This window comes from Vibrio ponticus, assembly GCF_009938225.1.
GTDB lineage: Bacteria > Pseudomonadota > Gammaproteobacteria > Enterobacterales > Vibrionaceae > Vibrio > Vibrio ponticus.
In genome coordinates, this window is the sequence record NZ_AP019658.1 from 644,037 (window position 1) to 660,914 (window position 16,878).

The following is a 16,878-nucleotide window of genomic DNA, read 5'->3' on the forward strand; positions in this document are numbered from 1 at the left end:
AATTGTTTATTATGGTTTTCATGAATTAGTGATGCTCGTCGATTCGTTGATTTTAATTTTTTTGTTTCTAATTGTGTAGTGTGTCTATTTTTAAATGAACGTTGCATTTGGTTTTCTTTTCGTCGTGATGTTAATCAATATGTTTTGAGTGCATTATATGACAATGTGTTTTGTTTGTGAGAAATTAGTCTTTAGTTTGCAAGTTAAATAAGTTTTCCTGTCGTTCCGTTTAGATTGACTTAATTTCTTTGGCGAATAATATTTTTTGTGCTCGCACAGAAACGATAAGTCGAGCATGTCTAATCAGAATAACTAGGAGTAAACAATGTTTAATCAAATTTGCGTCAAGGCAAAAGTCGGCTTTGATAACTTTATGAACGATCAGAAAGGTGTAACAGCAATTGAATACGCAATTGTTGGTGTGGCAATTTCAGCAATCGTACTGGGTGTCGTAAGTACTAGCGACACTGGATTAGGTGGCGCTTTACAAGCTGCATTTGATCGAATCATTACCAATGTTAGACCTACACCATAATCTAACTTTATTCATGCACTTAGGATGGCTAATTTTAGCCGTCCTAGTTATGGTTGTGTCTGTTACAGATATTAGATTTAGATTAATTCCAAATAAAGTGTGCATACTAATTTTCTTTGTTTCTTTGGTTATAGGTTTTAAAAATATCTCATTGGCGTGGGGTATTAAATCGTTAGTGTTATCGATGTTTTTTGTGACTGTCTATATATTTTCAGTTTGGTCAGCAGGTGACGCAAAACTCGCAATGGCAATGATTCCAGCTATGTCTGAACATTATATTCTGGATTACCTATTGATGATTGGTCTCTTTGGTGGAGTCTTGGCAGTTATCTACTTGGTGATTGGATTGTTTAAAGGAATGGAGTTGGTTAAAACAAGAGGGTTACCTTTTGGCGTCTCTATTTCATTGGCAGGATTATTGATTTCACTAGTTTCATTGTAGGAAATTATTATGCGTTCTAAATTATTATTGGTGGTTGCCTTCATTGCTATTGGAATTGGAGTGGTTGGTGTATTTTGGTCTCAAGAAGAACCAGCGCCGCAACCAGTTAAGGTTGAAGAGAAACCAGTAGAGGAAGAAGTTTTAGTTAAAGCTTATGTGATTAATGGAACTTCAGTGGCTAAAGGGCAAAGTGTTCATCGTAGTGACTTCAAAGTGATAACGTTAACCGAAAGTCAGGCGAACGAGAGAGGACTTTTTGAAGATGAATTATTTGAGTTTGCCAATGGTTCAGTTTATCTCAATGATATGAAAGATAATCAGTTGGTATTTTTCTCCGATATTATCCAACCAACGGATAATGAATACGTTAATCTAGTGATTAATAAAAAATATGTTCCGTATCCAATAAAAGTTTCTCCAACATCAATTATTGGTGGCGTTATCAATCCAGGCTCTTATGTAGATGTGCTTGCATTGACAGGTGCTGAAAAAAGAATTGGTGAACTTTCAAGTAATAAACGAGAAAAAGTTTCTCTATCGCCAATACTAACCAATGTAAAGGTACTCAAAGTAGAGGTGAGTCAATCTGAATCACCGTACGAGTCGGAAATGATATCAAGAAACTATCTGGTATTAGAACTCGATAGAAAACAAGTGGCAATTCTAAAAGTAGCTGAAAATGTTTCGCAAATTGAGATACATAAATCGGTAGGGGACTATCCGGTAACGGAGTTAACCGCAGATGCTGGTGATGTACTGCCAAATTTTAAGGCAATAAAAGAGATGAGAGCCGAGAAGGTTGCGATTAATTAATCGATGAAGGTTGAATGTTATGCTTCGATTTATCTGTAGGTGGCTAGCTATAGTCGCAATGACAAGTTTTGTGACAGCAACACTGGCAAGTGATTTGATGTTTATTAAAGAGGGAGAAGCAAAACCTGTTTCGACCGACTCCGATGTAGATACCGTATTTATTTCCGATCCCGAAGTCGCAGACTATCAAGTTATTGATCGTCAAAAGGTAGTCGTGTTCGGGAAAAAAATGGGCACAGCGACTTTTATGTTGTTTGACGAGAATGCAAAAACATTAGTTAACCGACAACTAGTGGTAAATCGTAGTTTTACCGATATATCACAGCAAGTGAAGCTCCATTATCCTCACGCTAATGTCACCATCAGCAACATTGGTGAGCAAGTCGTCTTAACCGGTTTTGTATCTAGTGAAGCAGAAAAAGATGGGATTAACGATCTCGTTGGTGAAATGTTATTAAAAGACGTTGAAAAGCATCAATACACTTGGGTAAGAGAACTTCGTGATGATGAAGTTATTGACTTTATGACTAAGCGAGAATATCGAGGAATAGTTAACCAGATCGAAGTAAAAACGACAAAACAAGTCAATGTTAAGATTTCGATTGCTGAAGTTTCTCAGAGTTTTATGGAAAGTTTGGGGATTGAATACGGCACTGAAGCAGGCGAAGGCGTGTATGTTAATCCGATCCTCAATTTTAGTGCAGATAACATTCTAACTAGAATCAGTGCGTTGGGTGATGACACTATCGGGCAGGTATTAGCAGAACCAAATCTCTCTGTTATTTCAGGTGAAAATGCGTCGTTTTTGGTAGGTGGTGAAATACCCGTCGTGACCATAGTTGACGGTGGAACCAATGTACTGTTTAAAGAGTTTGGTATTCGTCTCGATCTCGTCGCCAAGGTGTTGCGCGATGACAAAATCAAATTATCGCTGCAGCCAGAAGTAAGTTCTTTAGATGCGCAATATGCTAATGAAAGGTATAGCCTGCCTGGGCTGAAGACACGACGCGCTAAGACTACCATTGAGCTTGCCAGTGGACAAAGTTTTATCTTAGGAGGCTTACTCAGTTCAGAGGATGTTGAGAGTCTTAGTAAAGTGCCGCTAATCGGTGATGTACCAATTTTAGGCGCCCTGTTTCGTCATACCGAAACATCTCGGACTAAGACCGAACTAGTCATAGTTGCGACAGTGAACCTGGTTAAACCGGTATCTCCTCACGTTGTTCAATTGCCTTCGATGACGAGAACTTCAAATTTATCACGCCTTTTTAATATCGATCAAAAAACTAATCCAGTGGTAATCAGACGAGCCAATGACATTCTCGCGACAGGAGGTTTTAAGAAATGAAGAAAGTAATCTTAATAACTTTAGTCATGATATTAGGTGTTGGTTGTGCTCCGAAAGGTTACGAAAATCAAAGTATCGATATTGATGTCTACCCTGTGCGTTATCAAATGTCGCTTATTGCTGACAAGAAACATTCGGCAAAAGTGAGTGATAAATGGAACCAATTTTACGCGAAAAATTCCGCGGAGTTGCTAAACCGTCCAGTCACTATTTTTTACAGTTCTTCGGCTGGAAAAAAAGTGGCGAAGCATTGGCTCGATTTATTGGTTGAAGGAGGGGCAAGAAAAAGCAATCTCAACCTTGAAGCCTCGGATGACTTAGGCGAGTTTGATGTTGCGATAGAAATTACAAAGTATAAAGTTGTCAGTCCAACTTGTGAATCAGTGAGTGTTGAGCGCTATATGCATCGCCCGATTGGTTGTGCGGTTAATAGTAACCTTTGGCACTCAATGTCTTATCCGGAAGATGCGTTGTTTTCAACCGACTAGACTAGGAATAAAGAATGCTGGATATCTTAGATTCTCTGAGCAAGGTCGAACACAAAAAACGAGAAGTTGTTAGTTTTTCGTGTGCCGCTTTTATTCAGACTAAAGCTTGCCGTGAGCAGTTAGAAGAAGCATTTCGGTTTGAAGGTATTACCTTGCCAAGTTTTGCGGTCAACCGTGATGATGCAATCAAAGAGTATGTGCGAGAGAAAGAAGTTGATATCGCCATTGTTGAACTAAGCAAGTCGCTGGATGTGTCGGCGGACATGCGTAGAATTAGCCCGCTGCTACCCAATGACTCTTCTGTAATTGTGATTGGACAAGAAGATGCAATTTCAACAATTCGCAACCTGAAAAATATGGGCTTTTACTATTTGTTCTGGCCTGCATCTAAGCAAGAAGTTGTCGATTTCATAAAAAATGTCTACAGAAATCGAGAGCAAATGAATGGCTTGGGTAAAAAGCGTGATGCTAAAAAAGTGGCAATTTGGGGATGCAGTGGCGGTACTGGTGCGTCAATGATTGCCTCAGAACTCTCTCTTTATCTCTCAAGAAAACGAGATGCTAAGTGTTTACTGGTTGATCATGATTACCATGCTGGCAACCTCGATATCATGCTCAAATTAGAAGGTTTTGAAAAGCGCGAGGCCTCTATTTCTGCGGTTGAAACCGAGTTAGATGAAACTTTTGCAGGAAGCATGACCCGAAAAGTGAATGATCTCCTGTCGGTACTTGCATTGACGTCTGATGAACATTCTAGTTATGAGCTCAAAGAATATACACGAGTGCTCGAAGGCTTACTGAGCGAGCAAAACAATTTTATTGTGTCTGACCTGTCTAAAGGGAGTCAAACCAGTTCTGATTATAAATATTTATTGGAGATGGTAGACACAGTCGTCCTCGTGTTTAGTCCAGCAGTATCAAGCGTGCGCCAATTAAAGAAAGTTTCCGAGCGTCTTACTGCACATGCACCGGAAGTGAGACAAATTGTTGTACTAAATAATGTGCAACCACCCAAAGCGACCGTACTAAATAGTAAAGATCTAAGGGACTTCTTGGGCAAGGACGTGGATATCGAGATTAGCTTTGATGCTGGTATTCTCAAACATATTATTAACGATGGTTATTTGGCTGATTCACGCCTCCCAGTGGCCAGCAGTCTTCAAGGCTTAGCCTCTATTGTACTCGGAGAAAACCGAGTCAGTAGTAAACAAGCAGTGAAAAGATGGTTCTCATTTGGATAGAGGGTACTTAACTTATGGTTAAAGTCCAGGCTAAAGGCGTTTATGTTGAGTTAAGGCAGCAGATCTACGAGGCTTTGGAAGCTGACGTCATCAATAACTTAACTCGTGAGCAGCTGACGGAACAGGTTAGTGGTGCTGTTGATGTGTTGATTAAACACAACGACTATTCTGTAGCGGCGGTCGTTCGTAGAGAGTACGTAAAAAGTATTATTGATGAGCTGTTAGGGTTAGGTCCGCTGCAACCACTGATGGATGATGAGTCCATTTCAGATGTTATGATCAATGGTTGTGAGAACGTTTTTATTGAACGTAATGGCTTGGTCGAAAAATCCAATGTTACCTTCATTGATGAAAAGCAGTTACTACAAACAGCAAAACGTATAGCAGCACGCGTTGGGCGCCGTGTTGATGATTCATCGCCAACTTGTGATGCCCGACTTGCAGATGGTAGCCGTGTCAATATCGTAATCCCACCGATCGCGATTGATGGAACTTCGATTTCAATACGTAAGTTTAAAAAGCAAAGCATAGATTTAGAGAAGCTTGTCGAATTTGGTGCCATGAGTACAGACATGGCAAAACTGCTGATGATTGCAGCTCGTTGCCGACTCAATATATTGATATCAGGTGGTACAGGTTCCGGTAAGACAACAATGCTTAATGCCCTCACTCAATTTGTTTCGGAAAAGGAGCGAATAGTTACGATAGAGGATGCTGCAGAACTTAAGCTGCTCCAACCACATGTGGTGCGATTAGAGACCCGAACTTCAGGCATTGAGGGTACTGGCGCAATCACCCAAAGGGAGCTCGTGATAAATTCGCTCCGTATGCGCCCAGATAGAATCATTGTCGGTGAGTGTCGTGGAGGCGAAGCATTTGAAATGCTTCAGGCGATGAATACGGGTCATGATGGCTCAATGTCAACTCTTCACGCTAATACGCCACGAGATGCGTTAGCTCGTGTTGAAGCCATGGTTATGATGGCAAACAACAACCTCCCACTTGAAGCCATTAGACGTACGATAGTTAGTGCAGTGGATTTAGTTATTCAAATAAGTCGTTTGCATGATGGCTCGAGAAAGGTGATGAGTATTTCTGAAGTGGTTGGTCTGGAAGGTCCCAATGTCGTGATGGAAGAGATATTTCGTTTCAATGCTAAATCAGGCAGCGGTCAAGATGGAAAGGTGAAAGGTGCATTTTCTACTGCTGGGCTAATGAAACGCTCAGTATTAGTGGAAAAAGCGCGCTTTTTTGGCTTAGAGAGCAACTTACAATCTCTGTTTGGAATTCAAGGGGAGTAATATGGCTTGGCTTAGTTTGGTCATTGGTGGGGTGCTACTACTATATCTTGCGAGGGGTGAAGATAAGAAGCAGTTGCTGCAGTTACTAGACAAAGATAAGGATGCCTATACAAGTAAAGAAACATTGCAGTTAGAGAATGCGATTAACCTAAGTTCACTAAATAAACAGTCGATAAAGCTAAAAATTCGTCGTTTTAAAAGAAACTTAATGACTCGCTTGGGTGATGGTGCGCCATATAAGTTACTGGTGTTTGTTTTTTTGCTGGCAGCGATATCTCTCTATATTAATGCTAATTTTTTTAGAGGGAATAGTTGGTTAGTATTACTTGTAACCGAAGTGTTCGGGTTGTTCATCCTTACTGTTTGGTTGAGAAATAAGGCACAAAAAGATTTCGAAGCTGCATTTCCTGATGCTTTAACAATGTTGACTAGTGCAGTAAGTTCCGGTGAAAGTTTAATGCATGCGATTATCTATGTTGGTAACACATTAGATAGTGAGGTAGGCAAAGAATTTAAATTGATGGGTGAAAGATTACAGATGGGCGAAGCACCTGAATCTGTATTTACTAAGTCCGCTAGGCGCTTCCCTTACGCTTCATTTAACTTTTTTATTATCACTATGAATGCCAACATTCAGCGAGGTGGACAACTAAAAGATGTAATGACACGATTGAATCGAATAATGTTTGATGCACGAGCGGTGGAAAAGAAGAAGTTTGCATTGACTTCAGAAGCGCGAATATCCGCTAAAATAGTCGGCGCTATTCCATTTATTTTTCTCTTTATCTTGCAATATCTGAGCCCTGAAAATTTTGAGTTTGTGATGACAGACCCTACAGGGAGATACGTTCTCTATTATGTTCTGGCAAGTGAATTTATTGGCATTTTTATTGTTTGGAGACTAATGAAAGGAGTGACTTCATGAGGAATGAGCTTCTTTTATTTTCATCATTAATGCTAATCGTTGGAGCGATTATATTTGTTGTGTATTTATATCAGTCTGGTCATAAGAAAAATATAGCCAAGTACATAAAGAATGACAAAAAGAAATCGAATAGTAAAAAGATCATAAAGGATTTCTTAGACATAATTGTACCATCATCGATTGTCATGAATGACCGTGAGATTAGCGATAAAATCGTTAGTGCGGGTTATTATACTTTTCAGTATGCGCATTTATACCTACCGATTAAGTACGTATTGCTAGTACTTGGGGCGATAGTTTTAGTTCTGATTTCATACTCTTCCTATTCCTCTATGACGATAGTTGCGATAGTCGCCAGCTGGACAGTGATTGTTTTGATTATTCCTGATGCGATTTTAGCGACTCGCATTAAGGCTTATCGCTCCCATGTCAGTAAGCAGTTGCCATATATAATTGACTTATTAGCGGTTTGTGTTCAGACCGGTATGACGATAGAAGCTTCACTGTCTTATCTAGCGAAAGAGATGGAGTCATTTGAACCGAAGTCATCGCTACTATTAAAAAGGCTAAACGACAGAGCCGCTATTGTGGGTATGAACGAAGCACTTGAGGAACTATATTCACATATTCCTACTTCTGAAATGCGTAGTTTTGTTATGACACTTAAACAAAGCCTACAGTATGGTGCTTCAATCTATCAGACGTTAACGGTTCTTTCTGCAGATATACGAAAAGTATCAATGCTCTTGGTTGAGGAAAGAATAGGGAAGTTAGCTGCAAAAATGTCGGTGCCACTAATTCTATTTATTATGATGCCGATCGTTATATTAATTACAGTTCCTGGAATATTGAGGTTGATGAGTGGTGCGTAAGTTAATCGTAATCTTATTTGGTTTTTTATCTCTTTCGTTAGTTGGCTGTAACTCGACAAAGATGGCTAACAACACCTCAATGAGCGGTAGTGAGGTAATTAAGCAAGAAAAAATACTTAATGCAATCAACAATAACGACAAGTTGATTGAGTTTTATAAGCAGCAACTAAAGAAAGAAGAAAGTGTTGAGTATCGTATCAAACTTGCTAACGCTTACATCGAAGCGATGGATGCTGAATCAGCTTTGTTTGTTATGCGACCGCTACTAGATAAACCTCGTATGTCGTATGAAGGTGCGTTGGTTGTCGCTAAAGCTTATTTAGAGTTGGTCGATTATGATCAAGCGCGCAAGTCGTTAAATACAGCAAAGTTCCTTCAACCAAAAAGTGGTGAAGTACATAACCTGTTAGGTATCGTTTATGTAAATCTTGGTGATTTGGATAAAGCTAGAAATATGTTTGAGAAATCGCGAGAATATTTTTACGATGACGTTAAAGTAAAAAATAATCTGGCGCTTTTAGATACCATAGAAGGTGACTATTATAGCGCGCTGAATAGGATTACATCCCTTACTCAAGAGCAGTTAAAAGACCAACAGATTAACTCTAATTTAATTCTAATAATGGCGAAAAATTCACATAAGCAATATGTGCTAGATGCCCTGTCATCTGATATATCTGAGTATCAGAAAGAACTTATTTACAGCGCATTGCGCAAAACTAATTATCAACGCTTGGCGAAAAGCGGTGACGGTGTGGCAGTTGTTTCAACATCAGAATCAACGGTGAAAGAAAAACCGTTAGCTATCGCAAATAATGAGAGTGAAACAGACCAGTTAAGGTCAGAAATAGAGCAATACAAGGAAAGTAATCTACAGCTCTCGCTAACGACAGGAAGTTCCGGTGATGAAAGTCAATAAACAACAAAGAGGTGTGGTAACGATAGAGTTCGCACTTGGATTTATCATATTTTGGTGGCTTTGTATTGCTTGGGTTGAAACGAGTTATATGTCCTATATTTCATCGGTTTCCGATCTAGTAGTAAGTGAGGCTTCTAGGAGTGCAAGACTCGAGCGTGCCGTGCATGAGCAGTGCAACAACAATAATAACAACAATAATAACAACGGTAATGCTAACGGTATTGGTAATGGTAACGCTAATGGAATTGGTAACGGCAATGGCAATGGCAACGGCAATGGTAACGGTAACGGCAATGCTCAAGCAATATGTGACCAAGACTACTTGTCCTTTTTTAAGCGGAGTATTCAAGACAACAACTCCATCTGGGCGAATTTAGTCGATATAAACAATTTCACGTTTACTGTTCAGTATTTAGAGGATGAGCAACAATTAAAGAATTTAGCTGTTGATTACTGTTCTCTAGCGCCAGGAGAGAGACAGAAAGCATGTGGAAACTCGCAGCACAGTGCTATCGCGGTTTACCGAATTAACTATAAATATCAACCGATGTTTAATTATTTTATTAACTCAGAGCAGTTATTTGCACGCGAGGTGATAGTAATACAGGAGTATGAGCGTGATAAATTTGCCATCTAAGCAAGCTGGGTCATATATGGTTGAACTTTCATTAGTTGCCATGGTATTTGCAATGTTATTTGTTTTCAGTGGTGATTTGACCATCAAACTAGGCTATCAAGGGAAATTGGATAGGTTGGCGTATTCAATGGCGAATATCGTTCGAGAGCGTACGCAGTTATATGATACCGATATGGCTTTAAATCAAGAGCAAGCTTTGACTATTGGGGGGATCGCCGAGTCATCGTTAGCGCGTACAGTGGCAGGATTTGACCCTAGCTTGTTTGGCTATGTTATTGAGTCACTACAGTTTGATGATGAAGGTGTCTCAACGTCAGCTGCGTTTCAATCCTCTCAGTCTGCATGTGTACTTAATGGCAATATATCTTCATTGGAACACATTTCTAAAATGACATCATGGGAGCGCCGAGCAACATTGTATCGCGTAACTTTATGTTATGAGACAGATAACTGGTTTGGCTCGCTATTCGGTGGTGGATTTAGAACCATTCAGTCAGATGCAATAACGTTGGGGAGATAGCTTTGAAACATCGTATTTATCGCCAAAAGGGTGTTGCGGGCATCATGTTTGTCCTGATGGTGCCGGTGTTGTTTGGAGTGTTTGCACTGGGGAGTGATGGTGCCAAAGTTTTGCAGCATCAAGCTCGTATTCAAGATGCTGCTGAAGTCGCCGCATTGGCACTTTCCGCTCATGCAGACCCGAACCTACTTAGTGAATCAGCAGTTCAAGCAAACAAATCGGCGGATTATGGTAGTGAGGTAAACCGAAAGATTGTTGCTGACATCTTTGCAGCCTATTTCCCAAAGCAAAACATAGTCACAGCAAATGATCTAAAAACACTTACGATAGAAAGAACAACATGTGAGAGTTGTGGCGCAAATTACTCAAAAGCAATGGAGTATAACGTCAAAGTTAGTTTGGATTTTGATACTTGGTTTCCGAGTAATAGTAGTAGTGCGGGTTTTACTGAAACCGTGGATATAGGAGGGCAAGCCACGTCAGAGAAATACGAAAGCCAACCCGTAGATTTAATGTTGGTAGCAGATTATTCAGGTTCTATGCTAGAGCCACATGATGATGAAAATATTCTTCCACGGTATAGGAGGCTTCAGAATATCGTAAAAGATGTGTTGACGGAGCTGGATATTAGTAACAATAACTATCGTATATTTAATGTGGAAGACAGAAACAGGGTTGGAATCGTTCCTTTCAACCACTATGCCCATCGTAGATATGCTGATGCGTTAGGGTGTGATGTTATACAGGCGTATCAACCATCAGGGTTGAATGAACAGTTAGTTAATATCGAGCATGTTGTGTTCGATAATAATGGCTACCTATTTGATAGAAGTGGAGGTAATGCCGATGGGGGGAGTATTGTCGCCGGGGATAACTCTTTTGTTAGTACAGTGAATAATATAGATGTGACTTTTGAAACAGATACGATCGCTGACGCTAATAGTGCTTTAAATCAATCAGAGAGTGTGTGTGCAAATCGAGACGAAAGTTATCTTACTAATTTCTATAGTATGGCATTGACTGATAATTTGGTCCCGCCTCGGAATGGGCAGCAGGCAACTAATACCTCTCTAGAGAGGCGATTCTCGGCGTTTTTGCCACAAGGTGGGACGGCAGCCTATCAAGGTCTCATTGAGGGGTATAAGCTATTAAAAAATGGTGTCAATAAGAAAAGGCTGCTCGTTATTCTATCAGATGGTGAAGATTCACCTGAACACTCTCCTGAAGGAGGGGGAGGTCCTGTCTCAACCACAAGTGATTCAGATTCAGACTCAGAATCAGGTGACTCTGAAGCAATACTTTCCTCATATCAACGCATCGGTGAAAAATTAATCAATGAATATGGGCTTTGCCGGGAAATAAAGGCTGGTTTGAGTGAAGGCGGTTATGACACGACATTGTACTTTATCGCGTTTGACTATCAGATTGATCCAACTTCTGGTCACGTAAATAGGAACAATGCGCTTGAAAACTGTGTAGGACCAGGGAATGTGATTTATGAAACCAGTGAGGATGTGATTAAAAAAACGATTCTTTCCCTAGTGAGTGAAGAAATTGGTCATCTTAAATAAGGCGGAATGTAATGATGAAAAAGCAACTAATTAATATGGTGCTCGTGGGTGCTTGCACAGTATGTTTACCAAATTTTGCCTTGGCTGATAATGACCTTGTAAGTATTTGTGGCAAATCTGACTTTAGCGTTAAAGAGCAAGTAACCGTTGAGACATCAAGACGTGTTTCGATACTTCAAGGTGGCATGCACCGTATTGAAGGCGAGGGTGAATTGGCTACAGACGCGCTACTAAAAACTGAAATGATGAATATTGGCGTGTCTAAAGAATGTGCTGAGTATTTTGTTTCTAAGGGAGAGCAGGGCGAAACGAACGGACGAGTATACTTTAAGTTTGATCGTTCCTCGTTGACACCTGCTTCTATAACCGTCTTGGATGCCATGCTAGACAAAATTCGAAATACCGAGAATAAGATTGTTTTAGAAGGTCACACTGACTCGATTGGCAGCGACGAGTACAATTTTGCATTGGGTATGAAGCGTTCATTGGCTGTTCAAGCATTTTTTACTGATAATCAGATAAATGAAAATAACATTGAGTCGGTGAGTTTTGGTGAGAAGCAACCTGTAGCCAGCAACAGTACAGCTGATGGTCGACAGCTTAATCGCCGAGTTGAAATCAAAGGCTTATAGACCTTAGCCCGTACAATTTTGGTAACATATACGAGAGTTTGTCTGAGTGACAAGCTCCCGGTGTTACCTAAACCAATAAATTAGTCCCATCCTCTGGCTACTTCGACTATAATCACCGGTCAAGTTTTTGGTAATGCCACGTTTTTGCATTCCCCGGTCGTTTTTAGGAACAAGTAATGTCATTTGCATCACAAAATTTTTCACCAGAAGTCGTTAAGGCATTAACAGAATGCGGTTACGAGAAATTAACCCCAATTCAGCAAAAAGCGATCCCGCTGGCTCGTCGTGGTCATGATATTCTCGCAAATGCGCAAACAGGTACAGGTAAAACTGCAGCCTTTGCATTACCGATTGTGCAAAATATTTTGGATAAGCCTAAAAATTCGAATCGTCACCAAACTCGCGCGGTAATTCTAGCTCCGACTCGCGAACTGGCAGCTCAAATTGCGCAGAATATTCAGGATTATACCAAGTACACCGAGTTGAAAACTGTCGCGGTATACGGTGGTGCCAAGATGGCATCGCAGGAGAAGGCTCTGCAAGCAGGTGTCGATATTCTAGTTGCAACGCCTGGTCGCTTGATTGAGCACCTAGAAATGAACAATGTATCACTCGCGAATCTTGAGTTTCTCGTATTTGATGAAGCTGACCGTATGCTTGATATGGGCTTCATTTCAGCGATTGAAAAGATCATGTCTGGTGTAACGACTAAGCCACAAACAATGCTGTTTTCGGCGACTTTCTCTTCTCAAATGAATACGCTAGCGGGCAAGATTCTTCGTCAGCCAAAACGCATTGCGATTTCACGCGAGAATGTTACCGCTGACACTATTGCGCACGTAGTATACCCAGTAGAGCAAGAGCGTAAACGTGAGCTGCTTTCTGAACTTATTGGTCGTAAAAACTGGCAACAAGTGTTGGTTTTTGTGAACTACAAAGAAACCGCGAACGAACTACTCAAAGAGTTAAAATTGGATGGTATTAAAGCGGTGCTCTGCCACGGTGACAAAGCGCAAAGTGCACGTCGTCGCGCGCTTGATGAATTTAAGCAAGGTAAAGCTCGAGTAATGATTGCGACAGACGTAGCAGCTCGTGGTCTAGATATTCAGAACTTACCTCATGTAGTCAACTTTGATATGCCTTTCCTAGCTGAAGACTATGTGCACCGTATTGGTCGTACAGGTCGTGCGGGACAAAAAGGTCATGCGGTATCTTTTGTTAACCGTGAAGAAGAGTTGACGTTGCAGCAGGTCGAATCTTTGATTGGTCAGCGTATTTATCGCAAAGAGTTGGAAGGTTATGAGCCGAAAAACCGTGATGCGCTTTTAGATAAGATGCATTCTAAACCAGCCTTTAAGAATCGTCGCTCACGTATGAATAATCCGAGCGATTCAAACCAAGGTGATGCAGAACGTCGCAGCCGCCTTTACCGCATGATCAAAGCGAAAAACGGTAAGTAGTTGAAGTAGCGAGAATAAAAAGAGCGAAGCATTGTCGGCTTCGCTCTTTTTTTATCTAGTAAGTGAATTGATTACCACATTAGATCATCAGGAACGACGAAGTCAGCGTATGGATCGTCTTCATCTACAATGTCTGCTTGCTTATCTTTCTGGTCAATAATGGCGTCTTCATCACGTTGGGCGATTTTATTAGCAACCGCACTTGGGATAACAACGTAGTTTTCTCCAGAGCGTGCAATGGCTAGAATACCTTTTGCTAACTGGTCACGTATAACTTGTTCAACATAAATCGCTTTGACAAGTGTGCCGTCAGTGAAGTTATATTTAATTTCACCATCACCTAGATCAATTTTATTCATTTCAATCAGTTGTTTGATTTGAGATTGAATTTCTTTGTTTAGGCGTTGCTCATTTTGTTGCGCGCTTAGTTCCTTATCACGTTCTTGCTGTAGGCGTTTGTTTTCTTCAACCGCAGCTTTCACTTCTCTTGCTTGGACGCGAGATTTCTTTGAACCTTTTTTTGCCTTTTTTAGCTTCTTTTCGTTAACTAAGCCCGCTTTGAGCATCTGCTCTTGAAGTGTCAGTTTTGCCATGATGTATCCGATTCAACCACAATTATATGTTTAATCTAAGCCCTCATTAGAGAGGCTTAGAGAGTTTAAGTCTTGTTATTCTACTCAGTAGGGTAGCGCAAATAAAGTAATACCTAGCCTTTGTGTCAATGAATGCAGAGTTCTATGGAGCCATCACTACCTTTGAGGATGATGGTTTTCGTTACTTTTGTCTTTTCGACTGGGTTACACGGTTGAGTTTTACATGTTATTTGGTAAGGTAATAAATGATTTTATAAAATAATTGAAATTTCACATAAGGAGGAGTGATGCTTAAATTTTATTTAATTTTGGCTATTGTTGGAACATTATTTCCATATGGTTTTTTTCTACCTTGGTTGTACGCTAACGGTCTAGATTTTCAGCGACTATTTAGTGATATTACTGTAAATGATTTGAGTACCTTTGCTTGGGTTGATGTGCTAATTGCAGCCATTGCTTTAATTGGTTTTATATTAGTTGATGGTAAAAAACATCAAGTCACAGGGCGATGGTTAGCGATATTTACGACTCTATCTATTGGTGTTTCATGTGGGTTGCCACTATATTTATACTTTAAGGAAAAGCAAATTACTTAAGATTAGACTTGAATGTTGTAGGGATACTGCGAATCTTTAAATTTCTTCATTTCATAGAGGTTTTCATCTGCATCACGAATCGCTTTATCGAAATTGTTGTCCTCGCAAAGCGCAGTGCCATAACTGAATTGGATATTTTCGATTTTACATGCTTGAGTAAATGTGTTGATGAATGATTCTGCTTTTTCCAAATCGACGATAGCAATAAACTCATCGCCACCGACACGAAACGCATAACCTAAATTGTCACAACAACGTATAAGTCTACGACCAAAAATAGTCAAAACGCGGTCACCAATGTTGTGTCCTTGCACGTCATTTATTTGCTTGAATTTATCAAGATCCAGATAGAAAAGTTGATAACTATTTTTGGGAATGAGTTTTAGCGCAGAGCGTGTATAGCATTGAGTTAGATTATCTGTAAGCGAAAGCTTGTTTATCTGGCTTAGATGATTGTATAGACCGATGATGATACAACCGTACGCGATGATAAGTATCGCTTCGTCAAGCAGGGCATCGGCAAAAGGGTAACGATTACTGACTATTCTTTCAAAGTACATGATCTCGGTGATCGCATCATAAGTACCGTTAAAAATAGCTAGCGCCAGTCCTAACCGAATTATTTTCGAATCGGCAATCCGTTCTGTAAAAGAAGCTAGGATAATGACAAAATAAAGGCGTGTTACTTCCAAAATATAATCATATACAGACTCCAGTTCAATTTGTAACGCAAATACTGGTGCCAGCGCTAAGATTGGTACAACGGAAAATTTTAACGCGCTGCGGGAAAGTTCATGGGTAATTTGATTGTTGAAGAGCGTTCTCATTTTATAGACCCGTCCGGTTATACCGCTTGTGATTATATCATGGAGATTTAAATGGTCATTGTATTAATTGCGTGGTTGTAAAATAAATATTTAGGTGACACAAATAAATGTGAGTTTACTTTAGCTTTTCACAAGTTTTTTATAAAAAGCTAAACATGAAGTAAGTGTTTTCTTACCTGATTAACTATGGAGGGGTTGAATTATAATCAATGTTGTCACTATTCTCACTAGGGGGAGGGACTTAAGCATCGTACTGTAAAATTATGGTCTATTGGGGTGGGCATCAGATCAACAATGTCATGATTGTAAAAAATAGAAATGACTGCGAATTAAGTTGGAGGTATTGACTAGATGAATTCCATAATGAAGTGTAGATGACTAAGTCTTCGCTTTGTACTTAGCGTACTTGATTGAGAAAATTATTCCGGCGAGTGTTAGGGTTCGTCCTGAATAATATAGATTTGTAATGGTAGGCGATATTGTGTGCAGTTAGGTGCATTTGGCTAAGTTTTTCTAGCAGAAAAGCGAGCTAAGGAATACAATTCTGTTTTTCCACTTTGTAGTATTTTGTTACATGAATAGAGCAAATGTTGCAGGGACAATCGTAGCCTTAACGGGCTTTGCGGCGTTTCTATTTTTATTTGCATCGGGAACCCATGTTCCAGTGATGTATTGGCCAAACGAAGCGTTGCAGGGACTTGCATTTACCTTCGCTTGGGGGTTAGGTGTACCGAGTTATTTAGCCTATGCATTGTCGATTGGTTTGATGGCGGCAGTGTTTTATAGTTTCTTTCGTATCGGGAAACGCTTGACCCAACTATTACTCAAGTAACTACGCTTAAGTAGCGATTATGATTAGAAAAGCCCAACTGAAAAGTTGGGCTTTTTGCTAGTTTTTAATCTCGCTCGCCTTTTGAGCTTGCTTAACGAGAGCTTGGCGTTCAGCTTCCTTGCCTGAAATCATTTGATTGTCCTTCGTTTCCTCTGCCTCAATGTGCTGAGGAGCAAATACATAGTATTTATTCACGATCATAAACAACCTCTATAGTGGCTTGTTGCTTGTATAGCTGAGAACCTTAATAGTTCGTGATGCTGACGATAGGCGATGTTGCAGAGCTATACATCATCCCCATGATATAAATTTTAGGCGTAGATCAC

General features: G+C 40.1%; 20 protein-coding genes. 17 read left to right on the forward strand and 3 right to left on the reverse strand.

Annotated elements, in window-relative coordinates:
- Positions 1-325: 325 nt before the first annotated feature.
- The 15 genes from GZN30_RS17255 (at position 326) to GZN30_RS17325 (ending at position 13,704) form a co-directional block, all read left to right on the forward strand.
- Positions 326-535, forward strand: a complete 210-nt coding sequence (locus tag GZN30_RS17255; RefSeq protein WP_075648946.1) for a Flp family type IVb pilin — start codon at positions 326-328, stop codon at positions 533-535.
- Positions 536-548: 13 nt separating this feature from the next.
- Complete coding sequence (locus GZN30_RS17260; RefSeq protein ID WP_075648974.1) at positions 549-977, forward strand: prepilin peptidase; 429 nt, start codon at positions 549-551, stop codon at positions 975-977.
- Positions 978-986: 9 nt separating this feature from the next.
- A complete protein-coding gene (gene cpaB / locus GZN30_RS17265; protein WP_075648947.1) occupies positions 987-1,790 on the forward strand; it encodes a Flp pilus assembly protein CpaB in 804 nt (267 codons plus the stop codon).
- 58 nt (positions 1,791-1,848) lie between these two features.
- Positions 1,849-3,138: a type II and III secretion system protein family protein gene (locus GZN30_RS17270; protein ID WP_075648948.1), complete on the forward strand. Its 1,290-nt coding sequence runs from the start codon at positions 1,849-1,851 to the stop codon at positions 3,136-3,138.
- A complete protein-coding gene (locus GZN30_RS17275) occupies positions 3,135-3,626 on the forward strand; it encodes a hypothetical protein (protein ID WP_075648949.1) in 492 nt (163 codons plus the stop codon). Before GZN30_RS17270 ends, GZN30_RS17275 begins: the two co-directional genes overlap by 4 nt.
- A gap of 14 nt (positions 3,627-3,640) precedes the next feature.
- On the forward strand, positions 3,641-4,867 hold the full coding sequence (locus tag GZN30_RS17280) for an AAA family ATPase (protein WP_075648950.1): 1,227 nt from the start codon (positions 3,641-3,643) through the stop codon (positions 4,865-4,867).
- A gap of 14 nt (positions 4,868-4,881) precedes the next feature.
- Positions 4,882-6,168 (forward strand): CpaF family protein, encoded by a 1,287-nt coding sequence (locus GZN30_RS17285; protein WP_075648951.1) that lies wholly within the window; start codon positions 4,882-4,884, stop codon positions 6,166-6,168.
- Position 6,169: 1 nt separating this feature from the next.
- Complete coding sequence (locus tag GZN30_RS17290) at positions 6,170-7,093, forward strand: type II secretion system F family protein (RefSeq protein ID WP_075648952.1); 924 nt, start codon at positions 6,170-6,172, stop codon at positions 7,091-7,093.
- On the forward strand, positions 7,090-7,965 hold the full coding sequence (locus GZN30_RS17295; protein ID WP_075648953.1) for a type II secretion system F family protein: 876 nt from the start codon (positions 7,090-7,092) through the stop codon (positions 7,963-7,965). Before GZN30_RS17290 ends, GZN30_RS17295 begins: the two co-directional genes overlap by 4 nt.
- Entirely contained in the window at positions 7,958-8,884 is a 927-nt protein-coding gene (locus GZN30_RS17300; protein WP_139312230.1) for a tetratricopeptide repeat protein, read from the forward strand. The genes GZN30_RS17295 and GZN30_RS17300 overlap by 8 nt, the downstream gene beginning before the upstream one ends.
- The gene (locus GZN30_RS21345) at positions 8,871-9,521 is read left to right on the forward strand and encodes a TadE/TadG family type IV pilus assembly protein (RefSeq protein ID WP_174855909.1); all 651 of its coding nucleotides are present in this window, start codon (positions 8,871-8,873) and stop codon (positions 9,519-9,521) included. The genes GZN30_RS17300 and GZN30_RS21345 overlap by 14 nt, the downstream gene beginning before the upstream one ends.
- Entirely contained in the window at positions 9,496-10,041 is a 546-nt protein-coding gene (gene tadF / locus GZN30_RS17310; protein WP_139312231.1) for a tight adherence pilus pseudopilin TadF, read from the forward strand. The genes GZN30_RS21345 and tadF overlap by 26 nt, the downstream gene beginning before the upstream one ends.
- A gap of 2 nt (positions 10,042-10,043) precedes the next feature.
- Positions 10,044-11,612, forward strand: a complete 1,569-nt coding sequence (locus tag GZN30_RS17315; protein ID WP_075648957.1) for a TadE/TadG family type IV pilus assembly protein — start codon at positions 10,044-10,046, stop codon at positions 11,610-11,612.
- A 14-nt stretch (positions 11,613-11,626) separates the two neighbouring features.
- The gene (locus tag GZN30_RS17320; RefSeq protein ID WP_083627152.1) at positions 11,627-12,244 is read left to right on the forward strand and encodes an OmpA family protein; all 618 of its coding nucleotides are present in this window, start codon (positions 11,627-11,629) and stop codon (positions 12,242-12,244) included.
- A 176-nt stretch (positions 12,245-12,420) separates the two neighbouring features.
- A complete protein-coding gene (locus GZN30_RS17325; RefSeq protein WP_075648959.1) occupies positions 12,421-13,704 on the forward strand; it encodes a DEAD/DEAH box helicase in 1,284 nt (427 codons plus the stop codon).
- 71 nt (positions 13,705-13,775) lie between these two features.
- On the opposite strand, the gene GZN30_RS17330 is transcribed toward GZN30_RS17325, so the two are convergent.
- Complete coding sequence (locus GZN30_RS17330; protein ID WP_075648960.1) at positions 13,776-14,297, reverse strand: DUF2058 domain-containing protein; 522 nt, start codon at positions 14,295-14,297, stop codon at positions 13,776-13,778.
- A gap of 287 nt (positions 14,298-14,584) precedes the next feature.
- Between GZN30_RS17330 and GZN30_RS17335 the strand changes: the two genes are divergently transcribed.
- Positions 14,585-14,893: a DUF2834 domain-containing protein gene (locus GZN30_RS17335; protein WP_075648961.1), complete on the forward strand. Its 309-nt coding sequence runs from the start codon at positions 14,585-14,587 to the stop codon at positions 14,891-14,893.
- Between the two features lie 2 nt (positions 14,894-14,895).
- Here GZN30_RS17335 and GZN30_RS17340 read toward each other — a convergent pair whose 3' ends face one another.
- Positions 14,896-15,720, reverse strand: coding sequence for a GGDEF domain-containing protein (locus tag GZN30_RS17340; RefSeq protein ID WP_161987099.1), 825 nt, complete (start codon positions 15,718-15,720; stop codon positions 14,896-14,898).
- A gap of 574 nt (positions 15,721-16,294) precedes the next feature.
- Here GZN30_RS17340 and GZN30_RS17345 point away from each other — a divergent pair.
- Positions 16,295-16,552, forward strand: a complete 258-nt coding sequence (locus GZN30_RS17345; protein ID WP_075648963.1) for a hypothetical protein — start codon at positions 16,295-16,297, stop codon at positions 16,550-16,552.
- Positions 16,553-16,609: 57 nt separating this feature from the next.
- Here GZN30_RS17345 and GZN30_RS21330 read toward each other — a convergent pair whose 3' ends face one another.
- Positions 16,610-16,753 carry a hypothetical protein gene (locus GZN30_RS21330; RefSeq protein ID WP_167521320.1) on the reverse strand — a complete coding sequence of 48 codons (144 nt, stop codon included), beginning with the start codon at positions 16,751-16,753 and terminating at the stop codon, positions 16,610-16,612.
- Positions 16,754-16,878 lie beyond the last annotated feature (125 nt).